Source organism: Janthinobacterium lividum (genome assembly GCF_034424625.1).
Classification (GTDB): domain Bacteria; phylum Pseudomonadota; class Gammaproteobacteria; order Burkholderiales; family Burkholderiaceae_D; genus Janthinobacterium; species Janthinobacterium lividum.
In genome coordinates, this window is record NZ_CP139976.1 from 3756762 (window position 1) to 3770086 (window position 13325).

The 13325-nt window shown below is 65.9% G+C and carries 10 protein-coding genes; 2 read left to right on the forward strand and 8 right to left on the reverse strand.

Features of this window, described 5'->3' with window-relative positions:
* The first annotated feature begins 193 nt into the window (after positions 1-193).
* The gene (locus U0004_RS17055; RefSeq protein ID WP_070257055.1) at positions 194-1246 is read left to right on the forward strand and encodes an ABC transporter substrate-binding protein; all 1053 of its coding nucleotides are present in this window, start codon (positions 194-196) and stop codon (positions 1244-1246) included.
* Between the two features lie 50 nt (positions 1247-1296).
* Here the strand turns inward: U0004_RS17055 and U0004_RS17060 are convergent, their stop codons facing one another.
* From U0004_RS17060 to U0004_RS17075, 4 genes are all read right to left on the reverse strand, one after another.
* Positions 1297-3669: a TonB-dependent receptor gene (locus tag U0004_RS17060; RefSeq protein ID WP_070257053.1), complete on the reverse strand. Its 2373-nt coding sequence runs from the start codon at positions 3667-3669 to the stop codon at positions 1297-1299.
* A gap of 222 nt (positions 3670-3891) precedes the next feature.
* Positions 3892-4590, reverse strand: a complete 699-nt coding sequence (locus tag U0004_RS17065; RefSeq protein WP_327076239.1) for an LLM class flavin-dependent oxidoreductase — start codon at positions 4588-4590, stop codon at positions 3892-3894.
* Between the two features lie 34 nt (positions 4591-4624).
* The gene (locus U0004_RS17070) at positions 4625-5704 is read right to left on the reverse strand and encodes an LLM class flavin-dependent oxidoreductase (RefSeq protein ID WP_070257049.1); all 1080 of its coding nucleotides are present in this window, start codon (positions 5702-5704) and stop codon (positions 4625-4627) included.
* 244 nt (positions 5705-5948) lie between these two features.
* Positions 5949-7142, reverse strand: coding sequence for a sigma-54 interaction domain-containing protein (locus tag U0004_RS17075; RefSeq protein ID WP_080753612.1), 1194 nt, complete (start codon positions 7140-7142; stop codon positions 5949-5951).
* 158 nt (positions 7143-7300) lie between these two features.
* Between U0004_RS17075 and U0004_RS17080 the strand changes: the two genes are divergently transcribed.
* Positions 7301-8638, forward strand: a complete 1338-nt coding sequence (locus U0004_RS17080; RefSeq protein WP_115057510.1) for an LLM class flavin-dependent oxidoreductase — start codon at positions 7301-7303, stop codon at positions 8636-8638.
* An 11-nt stretch (positions 8639-8649) separates the two neighbouring features.
* On the opposite strand, the gene hmgA is transcribed toward U0004_RS17080, so the two are convergent.
* The 4 genes from hmgA to U0004_RS17100 are packed head-to-tail and all read right to left on the reverse strand — an operon-like array spanning position 8650 to position 13188.
* Positions 8650-9954 carry a homogentisate 1,2-dioxygenase gene (gene hmgA, locus U0004_RS17085; RefSeq protein ID WP_070257045.1) on the reverse strand — a complete coding sequence of 435 codons (1305 nt, stop codon included), beginning with the start codon at positions 9952-9954 and terminating at the stop codon, positions 8650-8652.
* Positions 9948-10136, reverse strand: coding sequence for a DUF2783 domain-containing protein (locus U0004_RS17090; protein WP_070257043.1), 189 nt, complete (start codon positions 10134-10136; stop codon positions 9948-9950). The genes hmgA and U0004_RS17090 overlap by 7 nt, the downstream gene beginning before the upstream one ends.
* Positions 10137-10148: 12 nt before the next feature.
* Positions 10149-11828 carry an FAD-dependent oxidoreductase gene (locus U0004_RS17095; protein ID WP_070257033.1) on the reverse strand — a complete coding sequence of 560 codons (1680 nt, stop codon included), beginning with the start codon at positions 11826-11828 and terminating at the stop codon, positions 10149-10151.
* A 16-nt stretch (positions 11829-11844) separates the two neighbouring features.
* Positions 11845-13188 carry an MFS transporter gene (locus U0004_RS17100; protein WP_231958154.1) on the reverse strand — a complete coding sequence of 448 codons (1344 nt, stop codon included), beginning with the start codon at positions 13186-13188 and terminating at the stop codon, positions 11845-11847.
* Between the last annotated feature and the right edge of the window lie 137 nt (positions 13189-13325).

A 13325-nucleotide genomic window follows, 5' to 3' on the forward strand; every position in this document is an offset into this window, starting at 1 on the left:
GTCAGTCATGCCTCTACTTTCGCAAGACGCGTGCCAGCGCCGCGGCCAGTCAAATGGTGGAAGTCTGCTGCCTGCGCAACAGCGGCTGCTGGCGTGGCAGCAGCCGCGTGCGCACGCGCTGTCGGCAAGCCAGCAAGCGGCGCGGGCACGTTTCCTGCACGGTTCAAGGCTCCACCCACCACCAAGGAATTCCATGACTACCGCACCATCCCCTGCTGTCGATACCGTCTGGTTCACCCGCTGCCCCGTGCCCACGGCCACGGGCCTGGCCTATAAACTGGGCTGGCTGGACGAGGAATTCGCGCGCGACGGCATCGCCCTGAAAACCCTGCAGGAAGTGGGCGGCGAACTGGCGCGCCACCATTACGACCACGGCCTGTCCACGCTCGTGCGCGAAGGCGGCAACCTGCTGGCCCTGCCGGCGCGCGCGCAAGGGGCGCCCACGCGCCTGATCGGCCTGACGTGGATCGATGAATGGCAAGCCATCCTCGTGCGCCCCGGTTCCGGCATCACGAAGCCCGCGCAGCTGCAGGGCAAGCGCCTGGCGCTGCCCGTGTTCCGCGCAGAGGACTTGCGCGAGAACCGGCGCGGGCGCAGCATCGCGCGCGGCATGAGCCTGGCCGGCTACAAGGGTGTTCTGGCGTCGGCCGGCCTCACGCTCGACGATGTGCAACTGGTGGAGGTGGGCGCCGACGCGCCAGCGCAAGCCAATCTGGGTGCGGGACTGTGGCAAGGCATCGCCCCACTGCTGCGCGGCGAGGTCGACGCCGTCTATGTGAAAGGCGCGGCGGCGGCCGAAGCGGCCCGCGCGGCGGGGCTGGAAGTGGGCATCGACATCGACGCCCTGCCCGACCGGCGCTTCCGCGTGAACAACGGCACGCCACGCCCGATCACCGTGCATGAAACGATGCTGGAACAGCATTTCGAGCTGGTCGTGCGCTTCCTGACGCAAACCCTGCGCGCCGCGCACTGGGCGCGCAGCCACCAGGCCGACGTGCTGGCCATCCTGCAGGGCGAGACGCGGGCCGGCGCCGATGCCGTGGCCGAAGCGTACCGCGACGGCTTTCACCTGACCCTGGCGCCCGACCTGTCCGACGAGAAGGTGGCGCTATTCCGCCAGCAAAAGGATTTTCAATTGCAGCACGGCTTCCTGGACCGCGACGTGGATATCGAGCGCTGGATCGACCGCCGGCCTTTGGCGGAAGCGCAGCGGCGGCTGGAAGCGCTGCTGCAAGTGGCGGCATAAAAGCACAAGGCCGGCGAATTCGCCGGCCTTTTTACATCAGGCAGCCACGCTCAGAACTGGATCGTGTACGACGCCCCCACCGTGCGGCCCTGGCCGATGATGACGGTGTCGCCATTGACGGCGCCCGGCACGAAGCTGGTGAGCGTATGGTTGCGGTAGACCTTGTCGGCCAGGTTGTTTGCATACGCCGTGATGCGGTGCTTGCCGCCCGGGAGCACATACGACAGGCGCGCATTGGCCAGCGCGAAGCCGCCCTGGTTCAGCAAGCCGCGCGCGGCATTTTGCGGGTCGACATAGTAGTACTGCTTGGACGTGTAGCGCACGTCGCCGCTGAAGACCAGCTGCGCGCCATTGCCCAGCGGGTAGCGGTAATCGGCCGCCAGCAGGGCCGTCACGTGGGGCGAGCGCACGAATTCATTGCCGGAGCGGTCGCCGCCATTGTTCTGGATGGCGAAATCGTCGAATTCCGTGCGCAGCAGGCCGATATTGGCGTTGATGTGCAGGTTGTCCGTCGGCTGCGCCTCGATCTCGAATTCCGCGCCATTCACGTGGGCCTTGCGCACGTTTTGCAGGTAATTGACGCTTTGCGTGGGGTCGCCGTTGTACACGCCCGTGATATTGACCTGCACGTTCTTGTAATCATAGTGGAAGACGTTGGCGTTGAAATTCAGGCGCCCGTCCAGCCATTCCGACTTGATGCCCGCCTCGAACGAGTTCAGGGTTTCCGGCTTCACCGTATTCAATGCTCGCACGTCCGTGGCGCTCGTGTTGTAGCCGCCGGACTTAATGCCGTGCGCGTATTTCAGGTAGCCGCGCAGGGTGCGGCTGAAGCGGTATTCAGGCGTCACGTCGTACGTCAGCGCATTCCACGTGGTCGACGGATTCGACGTGAAATTGTTGTTGGCGACCGAGGCGGCCGCGTAATTGCCGCCCTTGACCGTGTTCCACCAGTTGGCCGCATCGCCAAACGTCACCGTGTTCGATGCGGCCTGCACGCGCCGCAAATCGAGATCCTTGGTTTCCGTCGTCCAGCGCAGGCCAAACGTGGACAGGAACTGCTCGCTGAAGTTGACGGTCGTGCTGCCGAAGATGGCCGCGCTGCGCGCCTTGTGCTGGTAGATCGTGCGGTTGTAGCCGACGGGCTGCGTGCTGCCGGCCAGCGCCGGCACGGTGCCGTTGGGCAGGCGCGCGCCGGCCGAATCGGAATCGATCTTTTCATTGAAGTAGAACAGGCCCGCGACCCAGCTCACGGCGCCGTTTTGCGGCGATGTGAGGCGCAGCTCCTGCGACACTTGCCGGCTGCTGGCCTTCGAGCGGCTGCGGCCTACTTCCAGCGGCGTATTGTCGCTGTCGCCCGTGGCTTCGTTGCGGAAGTTTTCATAGCCCGTGATCGACGTCAGGGTCAGCTCGCCCAGCGCGTATTCCAGGTTCAGCTGCGCGCCGCCCTGCGTCACGTCGCTGTCGGCCGGCGCATTCGTGCTCACGTCATCGGGATTGGTGCTGGGGATGTAGCCGTTGCGGTAGACGCCATTCGCGCCATAGCTGGCCACCGTGGTGGTGGCGCCCTTGGTCGTGTAGTCGCGGTAATGCAGGTTCAGGTTCGCCGTCAGGTCGCGCCCGATCAGGGCCTTGAGCTGGCCGCGGATGGCGCCGTCCTTGAGCTTTCCATCGCGCTCGCCCGTAAACTGGTTGTGGAAGCGGCCCTTGTCCTGCTGCTCCGTGTGGAAGGACAGGCGCCCCGCCAGCACTTCGTCGACCAGCGCGCCGCCGATGGCGCCTTCGGCCAGCTTGGTGTCGTAGCTGCCGTAGTCCAGCTTGGCGTAGCCGCTGGACTTGAACGAGGGCTTGCGCGAAATGACGTTGATAGCGCCGCCCGTCGTGTTCTTGCCCCACAAGGTGCCTTGCGGCCCGCGCAGCACTTCCACCCGGTCCAGGTCGAACAGGGGAAAGCCCGTGGCGCTGGAATTGCTGATGTAGACGTCATCGAGGTAAAAGCCGACGGGGTTCGGAAAATCGATTTGCTGCTGGCCCGCACCGACGCCGCGTATCCACCAGCGCGGGCGGCCATGCTGCTGCGTGCCGGCCGAGGCGTTTGGCACGTAGTTGAGGATTTCGCTGGCCGAACGGCCGATGCCCGTATCGAGCAGCTCCTTGCCGCCCAATACAGTGATCGCGCTCGGCACCTTTTGCGCCGATTCCTCGCGCTTTTGCGCCGTCACCGTCACCGATTGCAGGGAGGCGCCCTCGCCCCCACCGTTCGCGTCGGCCGCGGCAATGACATCGGCGCCAGGCGTTTCCGCATGCGCCATGCCGTGGACGAGCATCAGCCCGCCGATGGCGAAGGCCGAGCGCAGCGCGCGGCGCACTGGCGTCAAATGAAGAGGAGATGGGGAGAAGGCGGCGGGGGCAGTCGAACGGCGCATGGGTGATTATCCTTGAGTAAAGTCAAAACGCGAGATGGTGATGACTGGTATTGCAAGGGTCATGCCCGCTGCCGCAGCGCAGCAAAATGGGAGTCAAGTGATTGATTTCAAAGGAAGACTATCGTGATGATAGTGCTGTTGATTTGGCAGCAGCGGCGCTGCCGCGTGCTGCCTGTGCGACAGCAGGCGGTGGCGCTGCTGTCGCGGCAACAGGGGAATGCCTCAGGCGGCGCGCAAGAGTGCCGCCGTATGCCCGCGCACGAGGGGCAGCACTTCCTCGCCCACGCGATAGGCTTCCTCCAGGTGCGGCGTGCTGGCCAGGATGAAGGCGTCGGCGCCCAGCTGCACCAGCTCGTCGAGGCGCTCGGCCACCTGCTGGTAGCTGCCGACAATGCCCTGCGTCTGGCCGCCGCGCAGCAGATTGAAGCCGGACCAGATGTTCGGCGCCGTGATCAAGTCCTTGTAGCTGTTCAAGGTCGTCGGGCGGTTGCCGCGCTGGCGCGCCGCGCCCACGGAATCGCCGCCATCGGCGCCAAGGAACTGGCGCAGTGTGGCGGGATCGACGGCGTCAAAGCCCTTGCGCACCTCGTCCCATGCCTCTTCTTCCGTGGCGCGGGCCACGATGTCGACGCGCACGGCGCACTTGATCTTGCGGCCCAACAGCGCCGTCTTTTCATGCACGCGGGCGAATTTCTCGCGCAGCTGCTCGATCAAACCGCCCTGGAAGCCCGATATTTCAGCGGCGCGGGCGATCTCGGCCAGGTAGTCGATGTAGGTAAAGCCGTCGGCGCCGCCGCCACCGAGGCCGGACTGGCGCAAGTTGTCATTGCCGGGAAACCAGTCGCCGCGAAACGGCGTGCGGGCGCGATGCGAACTCGGTTCGCCATGCGTGGGGATGCGCCAGAAGAAATCGATAGCCATGCAGGTACTCCTTCAGTAAGTTGGATACAGGAACTCAAGCCGCTTGCAGCTGCGCGCTCAACGCTGCCCGCACGCGGGGCAGCACGTGCTCGCCGATGCGGTAGGCTTCCTCGAAATGGGGAATGGCCGCCAGCACGAAGCTGGACACGCCGGCCTGCGCGTACGCCTCCAGCGCGGCGCTCACCTGTGCATAGCTGCCGACCAGGGCGCCGTGGGCGCCCGTTTGCGCTTGCGCAAAGCCGGGCCAGAAGGCTGCGGCACTGCCGTCGAATGGCGCATCGTCGGGCAGCCCTGCCCCGCTGCGGTAGCGGCGCGCATCGCGCAAGGCTTCGTCGAAGGTTTCGCGCGCCAGCACGTCGATGCGCAAGCCCGCTGTCACGGCGCGGCCCAGCTGGCGCGCCTGCGCTTGCAGGCTGTCGATGGCAGGCTGCAAATCCGCCTGCGGCGCCGCATCGAACACGTGCACGTCAGCCTGGCGTGCCGACAGGGCCAGCGCTTCGGGCGACTCGCCGGTCAGATAGATGCCGTTGACGGGATGGTTCGCCAGCGGCCCCTTGAAGCCGCCGTCCTGCACTTCGAAGAACTTGCCCTTGAAGCTGAACGGCGACGTATTCTGCACGCCGCGCGCCACCGTAATGAATTCATCGATGCGCGGCAGGATGTCGGCCTCCGGCGCCGCATCGCCCTGGCGCCGGCGCGCGGCCGCATCGCCGCCATGGCCGATCTGCCAGGCGAAGCGCCCGCCCGTGAAGCGCTGGAAGCTGACGGCGTTCTTTGCCGCATACACGGCCGAACCCCAGGCGGCGTCGAATTCGGCGATCAGTTTCAAATGGCGCGTGCTGCGGGCCAGGTAGCCCGCGACGATCCAGCTTTCGTCGCCCTGCGTATCGTGGCGTATCTGGATGCCGTCGAAGCCGGAAAGATCGGCTGCGCGGGCGATCTGGTGCAGGTAATCGAAATAATTGAAGGGCGGACGCGCGCCGCGCGGGTCGCTCACGCCCGCCTGCAGGGGACTGGGCGCGCCGGCGGCCCGTTCGCCCCTGCGCGTGATGCCGGGTGCCGCGTAACGGCCATCGCCGCTGGTGGGCAATTGCCAGATGAATTCTATGGTCATGCATGGACTCCTGTCGTGGGTCGAAGAAAACACCGCTATGCGCTTTGGATATCTGCGCGCAGCGGCCTGCCCTTCCCTCCTCGCAGAAAACATGCCATGCCGCATACGCCGGCCAGCCCCATTCGCTGTTGATTTGGCAGCAACCGGCTGCAGCCAGGGCAGCAGCATGCTGCGCGCGCAGCAGCCATGAAAAAAGCCGGAGCCGCATCGCTGCGGGTCCGGCTCCAGGAAGGGCATCATGCGCCTAGTCGATGGCGCCCGCCTTTTTCAAAAAGGTGCGCAGGATATTGCGGCTCAGGTTCAGGTGCCTGGCCGTGCGCACCTGGTTGCGCTCATTGCGCTCCCACGCAGCGCGCACCAGTTCCTGCTGCATGGCTTCGAATTCCACTGCCTCGCCCGAGTCGAGCAAGGCTTGCCAGGCGCGGGCGAAGCGCTCGGCCGCCAATAAATCGTCCTGGCCGGACGCGCCGTGGGCCGCATAGGCGATATCGGCACCGCCGGCCCAGGCGTCTGGAACAGGTATTGCGGCCGGTGCTGCAGCAGGCGCCCTGTGCCAGCCTGACAAACTCAAGTCCTCGGCGCGCACGACGCCGCTGCGGCACACGAGCAGCGCGCGATGGATGACGTTTTCCAGTTCGCGGATATTGCCGGGCCATGGATAAGCGAGCAAGGCTTGCTGCGCGTCGGGGCCCAGCTCGACCTCGCCCAGGTGCAATCGCTGCGCATAGATGGCCATGAAGTGGCGCGTCAGCGGCATGATATCGCCCGGGCGCTCGCGCAAGGGGCGCAGCGGCAGGCCGATCACCTGCAGCCGGTAATACAGGTCTTCGCGGAAGCGCCCGGCCCGCACGGCTTCGGCCAGGTCCACGTTGGTGGCGGCGATCAGGCGCACGTCGATGGGAATGGCGCGCCGCGCGCCCAGGCGCACCACTTCACGCTCCTGCAGCACGCGCAGCAGCTTGACCTGCATCGCCAGCGGCAAGTCGCCGATTTCATCGAGGAACAGGGTGCCGCCGCTGGCCGTCTCGAACCAGCCAGGCTTGCCCTGTTGCGCGCCCGTAAACGCGCCTTTTTCATAGCCAAACAGTTCGCTCTCGACGAGGGTTTCGGAAAACGCGCCGCAGTTGATCGCCACAAAGGTCTGTTCGGCGCGCCCGCTCAAGCCGTGCACGTGGCGCGCGATCAGTTCTTTGCCAGTCCCCGTTTCACCCGTGATCAGCACCGTCGCCTCGCTGGGGGCGATGCGTTCGATCAGCTCGTGCAACTGACGCGAACGGGGGTCGGCAAAGACAAAGGCCGTGGCGCGCACCAGCAAGCTCATCTGCTGCGGGTCGCGGAAGGCGACCAGCGCCTCGCTGTCGCCATCAGCGCCGGCGCCACGGGCAAGGTGGGCGCTGCGCGCGAAATCGCTGCTGAAGTTGTGGGCTAAGAGTTCCATGAGCCGACTATACCGCGCACCATCTCCAGGCGGGAACGAATGGTGCCGCGCTAGCTTATCCGGATTTTGCATATGCAGGCGCTGCTCCCATGCTGGCCCGGAGTTTGCTCAGGCTGGGGGGCAGGCAATGTCGCCTGCGCACCACGGAGCACTTCCCCATGCCAGCACGCCAGCTTGTCCTGAACGTCTTTTTACAACGCCACGGCCACCATCCGGCCGCCTGGCGCCATCCATCGGCCAGCGCCAGCGGCCGGCCCGACCTGGCCTGGTGGCTGCGCGCCGCCAGGCTGGCCGAGGCGGCCAAGTTCGACAGCTTCTTCATAGCCGACTTCATCGGCCGCGCCGGCGACGTCACGCCCGAGACTGGCCGCGCCGCCATCGGCCTGCCGTTCGAGCCCTTCACCCTGCTGTCGGCCATTGCCGCCGTCACCAGCCATATCGGCCTGATCGCCACGGTCAACACCAATTACGAGCACCCGTACCACGTGGCGCGCAAATTCAGTTCGCTCGACCACCTGAGCGGCGGGCGCGCGGGCTGGAACGTCGTGTCATCGTTTGGCGAGCATACGGCCCGCAATTTCGGCATCGATGCACCGCGCAGCCATGCGGAGCGCTATGCGCGGGCCGACGAATTCGTCGCCCTGTCCAGGGCCCTGTGGGATAGCTGGGATGACGACGCCTTCGACCGGCCAGACCGCGCCGCCGGCCAGTTCTACCAGCCGGCAGCGGGCCACCCGCTGGACTTCCAGGGCGAGTATTTCGCCTCGCAAGGCTTGCTGGACTTGCCCCGTCCCGTGCAGGGCCACCCCGTGCTGGTCCAGGCGGGCAATTCCGAGACAGGGCGCGAATTTGCCGCGCGCCTGGCCGAAATGGTGTACTGCTCCGCCACCTCGCTGCCCGTGGCGCAGGCGTATTACGCGGACGTGAAAGGACGCATGGCGACATACGGCCGCGCGCAAGACCAGTTGAAGGTCACACCCGGGCTGTCCGTGGTGGTGGCCGAATCGGACCAGCAGGCGCAAGACCAGTTCGGCGAACTGCAGGCACTGGTCGATTTCAGCCACCTGGAATTTGGCGGTTTTGACCTGTCCGGCTATCCGCTCGACGGCCCCCTGCCCGATCTACCCTACCAGGCGCCAGAAAATGGCAAGGGACGCTTCCTGCAGCAGCTGGAGCTGGCCCGCCGCGAGAATCTGACCCTGCGCCAGCTGGTGCTGCGCTTCAGGGTCGCGCGCGGTCACCTGCAAGCGATCGGCTCCGTCAAGACGGTGGCCGACTTGATGGAGCAGTGGTTCGTGGAACGGGGCGCGGACGGTTTCAACGTCGTGCCGCCGCTGCTGCCGCAAGGCTTCGAGGATTTTACACGCCTGGTGGTGCCGGAACTGCAGCGGCGCGGCCTGTTCCGCATGGAATACGCGGCCAGCACCCTGCGCGGCAATCTCGGACTGGCGCGGCCCGCCAACCCGCATACGGTGGCGCGGGCGCGGGCCGCCTGACTGCGCTGTGACTAAGCCTGGTCCGGGTCGAAATGCTTGCGCAAGCCTTGCCAGCACGCGAAATAGTCGTTTTGCAGCAGTTCGCTGTTCAAGGCGAATGGCGTGGGCTTGAGGATGGTGCGCGTCTCGAACATGAAGGCCATGGTGTCGGCCACCTTCACGGGCGCGGACGTGTCGCTGTGCGAGGCGCGTTCGAACGTCTGCGCATCGGGGCCGTGGCCGGACATGCAGTTGTGCAGGCTGGCGCCGCCCGGCACGAAACCGGCCGCCTTGGCGTCGTACACGCCGTGGATCAGCCCCATGAATTCGCTGGCCACGTTGCGGTGGAACCACGGCGGGCGGAAGGTATGCTCGGCCGCCAGCCAGCGCGGCGGGAAGATGGCAAAGTCGATGGCGCCGAATAACGGGTTTTCGCTGGGCGCCTGCAGCACGAGGAAGATCGACGGGTCCGGATGGTCGTAGCTGATCGAGCCGATGGTGTTGAAGCGCCGCAGGTCATATTTGTACGGCGCGTAATTGCCGTGCCAGGCCACCACGTCCAGCGGCGAATGGTCGAGCGTGGTGCGCCACAAGTGGCCGCCGAACTTGGCCAGCAGTTCGCAGTCGCCGTCGATATCTTCATACGACGCGTGCGGCGTGAGGAAATCGCGGCTGTTGGCCAGGCCGTTCGAACCGATGGGGCCCATGTCCGGCAGGCGGAAGGCCGTGCCGAAGTTTTCGCACACATAGCCGCGCGCCTTGCCGTCCGGCAGGGTCACGCGAAAGCGCACGCCGCGGGGAATCACGGCGATTTCCTGCGGCTCCAGCTCGATCAAGCCCAGCTCCGTGGCAATCGCCAGCCGGCCTTCCTGCGGCACGACCAGCAGTTCGCCATCGGCCGAATAAAAGAAGCGCTGCATGGACCGATTGGCCGCATACACGTGGATGGCGCAGCCGCTCATCGCTTCGGCGCTGCCGTTGCCGGCCATCGTCTGCCAGCCATCGATGAAGTCCACCGGCGTGCCGCTGTCGGGCAGCGGCAGCGGGTCCCAGCGCAGCTGGTTCGGCGGCGTCGGCGGCATGGAGTGGAAATCGCTGACGATGCGGGCATTTTCAGCCAGGGTGAATGGCGGATGCTGGCTGGCGGGACGGATGCGGTACAGCCAGGAACGGCGGTTCTGCGCGCGCGGCGCCGTGAAGGCCGTGCCCGAAAGTTGTTCCGCGTACAGGCCCAGCGGCGCCTGCTGCGGCGAATTCTGCCCCTGCGGCAAGGCGCCAGGCACGGCTTCCGTGGCAAACTCGTTGCCGAAGCCGCTTTGGTAGCCGGCGCCTACCATGCGCGCTCCCCCAGTCCGTCGGCCGCGTCGCGCAGCAAGCCTTGCACCACGTCGGCCTTGCCGATGGCGCCCATGGCCAGCAAGGCGAAGCGGGCGAGGAACAAGGGCGAACGCTGTTCGCCCAGGCCACCCATGGTGTGGCACAACTCGGTGTAAAGATTATCCAGTTCGATGTCGGTCATGTTATCTCCTTGTTACTTTGATCGGGCGATGCCTGCCCTCGCCAACGCAGCCGCCACCTGCCCCGCCTGCACCTGCCGCCAACGCCCCAGCACGTGGCCGTCCGGGCGCACGAGGTAAAAACTGCCTGGCCGCGCGTCGAATAACGAGAATACCTGCGCCGTGTGGTCCCAGGCGCACCCTTGCGCGCCGCCGCGGGAAATCGCCACGGTCGTCAGCGGCAAGGTGTCGCGCAGCGCCGCCAGTGCGGATGGTACAGACCCATCCTCGCTGAAGTACAGTCCCGTGAAATGGCCGGCTGCACGCTGCACCAGATCGGTAATATACCCCGCTTGCTGCGCGCCGTCTTGCAGCAGCACCAGCGGACACTCGGGCAAGACCGTGCCCGGCGCGGGGCCGGCGGCAAACGTGGCGAGGTCCGGCGCATTCAGGGCCGACTGCGCATACGCGATGGCGCTGGTCTGGCGCGGGTTGATCAGCGAGCGCACATGCGCATGCTTGCCCGCCAGGCCCAGCACGGCCGTGCGCATGAGGTCGAAGGCAAACGTGGGCGGCGCCATGAATTCCGTGCTTTTCGTGCCGTGGCGCAGGTTTTCATGGGCGGCGTACACGCGCTCGTCCGAATAGCTGTCCAGCAAGGCATGCGGCGCCTGGCCCTTGACCACGTAGGCGAGCTTCCAGGCCAGGTTGTCCGCATCGTCGATGCCCGAGTTCGCTCCGCGCACGCCGAAGATGGGCACGAGGTGGGCCGCATCGCCCGCGAACAGCACGGGGCCATGCCGGTATTTTTCCAGGGTCAGCGCATTGGCCTTATAGATGGTGATCCACACGGGATGCCACGGCGCTGTTTCTCCCATCATGGCCAGCAGGCTGTCCACGCGCGGTGCCACGTTTTCCAGCAGCACGGCCGCCTGCGCATCCTCGTCGTCGCGCAACTGGTAATCGATGCGCCAGATATCGTCGGGCTGCTTGTGCACCAGCACGGTCGAGCCGGGATTCGACGGCGGGTCGAAATATGCGAGGCGCTCCGTCGGGCGGTCGCTCTTCAGGTGGATATCGACGATCACATAGCGCCCTTCATAGCTGGTGCCCTGCAGTTTCAAGCCCAGCGCCTCGCGCACGGCGCTGCGCCCGCCGTCGGCCGCCACCAGCCAGTCCGCCTCGATCTGGTAGGTCGCATCGGGCGTGGCCACGGTGACGGTGGCACCGTCGGCGCGCTGGTCCACGCCAGTGACCCGCGTTTGCCAGCGGATATCGATCAGCTCCGGCTGGCGCTCGGCAGCATCGAGCAGGAATTGCTCGATATGGTATTGCGCCAGGTTGACCATGGGCGGCAACTTCTGGTTCGCGTCTTGCGGCATCGTGAAGTGCAGCACTTCCTCGTCGCGGTAAAAGCTGCGTCCGCCCGCCCACGGCAAGCCCTTGGCCAGAAATCCGTCAAGCGCCCCCAGACGTTCGATGATCTCCAGGCTGCGCCGCGAGATGCAGATGGCACGGCTGCCCGTGCAGACGCCATCGTCCGCTTCGATCAGCACGGAGCGCACGCCGTGGCGGGCCAGGCCCAGGGCCGTGGCCAGGCCCACGGGCCCGCCGCCGACGATCAGCACCGGGACATGCTGCGTGGCGGCGCCGGCCGGTTTGCCGGGTGGATACACCTTCGGCACATGGGGGTAAGGGTGAAACGTGTCGCTCATGATGGGTCCTCTTCGATCAAGTATGGTCTTTGCCGCCGCGCGCAATCGGCAGGGTCAGCACGATGGCCGCGCCCGCCACCAGCAGCACGCTGGCGTACAGCAAGCCCGTGGCAAAGCTGTGCGTCAGATCCTTCAGCCAGCCCACGACGACGGGGTTCAGGGCCGAGCCGATATTGCCCGTGGCATTGATGACGGCGATGCCGATGGCGCGCGCCCCCAGGCTCAGGGCCCGGTCCGGCGTCGTCCAGAAGACGGACATGGCCGTGTATGCGCCCGTCGAGGCCATGCACACGCCCAGCAATTGCACGATGGGGTTGGCTGAATACGCGGTGAACAGCCAGCCAAAGGCCGACAGCAGCATGGGCCAGACGATATGCCAGCGGCGCTCCTGTAAGCGGTCCGAGCGGCGCCCCCACAAGATCATGCCGATGACGGTACACACCTGCGGAATGGCCGCCAGCAGGCCGATCTGCGTGTTGCTGGCGTCGCCGCTGAAACTTTTCACGATCAGCGGCGTCCACACGGCCACCATGGCCAAAGTATTCACCAGGCAAAAATAGGCGATGCCGAATTTCAATACCGTAGGCGAGCACATTTCCGCCAGTACCGAGCCTTTTTCCTTCGCTGCCACCGGCTTGTGCTCGGCCGCCAGCATGCGCGCCAGCACCTGCTGTTCCAGCTTGCCCAGCCAGTTTGCCTTGCTGGGAGAGTCGTCGAGGTAGCCATACACGGCCAGGCCCAGCAGCACGGATGGCATGCCCTCCAGCAGGAACAGCCATTGCCAGCCCTTCAAGCCCCAGTGCCCGTCCAGCCCCAGGATCAGGCCCGACAGGGCCGAGCCGATGGCCGCCGTGACGGGCATGGCAATCATGAACAGGGCATTGGCGCGCGCGCGGTAGGCGCTGGGAAACCAATAGGTCAGATAAAGCAACATGCCGGGCAGGAAGCCCGCTTCCGTCACGCCGACGAGAAAGCGCAGTGCGTACAGGCTGGCCGGGCCGCTGGCAAACAAGGTCGCCGTCGAGGCCAGGCCCCAGGCGATCATCATGCTGCCTATCCATTTACGGGCGCCGATGCGGGCCAGCACGATGTTACTGGGAATGCTGCACGCGATGTAGGCGATGTAGAACAGGGTGGTGGCAAAGCCGAACTGGGTGCCGGACAGGCCCAGGTCTTGCATCATGGTCAGGCCGGCGAAGCCGATGTTGATGCGGTCCAGAAAGGAAAACACGAACAGCAGGAACAGAAATCCCAGCAGATGGCGCGATACCTTGCGCATCACTTGCTGTTCCAGTTGAACGGTGGCCGCGTCGAGGACGGGCGCCGGGGTGGCGGGGGTGGCCGCGTGGGCGATGGTCATGCTGGTCTCCATAAGGTGTCGCCCTCCCCTTGCTATTGTTATTGGGTGAGAGCGGCCGGATGCTCCGGCGTGCGACACAGTATGCAGACGACTACGCCGATGGTTGTCCCCATTTTGGGGACAACCATCGGCCAAAA

Excerpts from the sequence above, each read along its gene's own strand:
- U0004_RS17055 (WP_070257055.1), top strand. The coding sequence starts at position 194 with ATGACTACCGCACCATCCCCTGCTGTCGATACCGTCTGGTTCACCCGC.
- U0004_RS17060 (WP_070257053.1), bottom strand. The coding sequence starts at position 3,669 with ATGCGCCGTTCGACTGCCCCCGCCGCCTTCTCCCCATCTCCTCTTCAT.
- U0004_RS17065 (WP_327076239.1), bottom strand. The coding sequence starts at position 4,590 with ATGGCTATCGATTTCTTCTGGCGCATCCCCACGCATGGCGAACCGAGT.
- U0004_RS17070 (WP_070257049.1), bottom strand. The coding sequence starts at position 5,704 with ATGACCATAGAATTCATCTGGCAATTGCCCACCAGCGGCGATGGCCGT.
- U0004_RS17075 (WP_080753612.1), bottom strand. The coding sequence starts at position 7,142 with ATGGAACTCTTAGCCCACAACTTCAGCAGCGATTTCGCGCGCAGCGCC.
- U0004_RS17080 (WP_115057510.1), top strand. The coding sequence starts at position 7,301 with ATGCCAGCACGCCAGCTTGTCCTGAACGTCTTTTTACAACGCCACGGC.
- hmgA (WP_070257045.1), bottom strand. The coding sequence starts at position 9,954 with ATGGTAGGCGCCGGCTACCAAAGCGGCTTCGGCAACGAGTTTGCCACG.
- U0004_RS17090 (WP_070257043.1), bottom strand. The coding sequence starts at position 10,136 with ATGACCGACATCGAACTGGATAATCTTTACACCGAGTTGTGCCACACC.
- U0004_RS17095 (WP_070257033.1), bottom strand. The coding sequence starts at position 11,828 with ATGAGCGACACGTTTCACCCTTACCCCCATGTGCCGAAGGTGTATCCA.
- U0004_RS17100 (WP_231958154.1), bottom strand. The coding sequence starts at position 13,188 with ATGACCATCGCCCACGCGGCCACCCCCGCCACCCCGGCGCCCGTCCTC.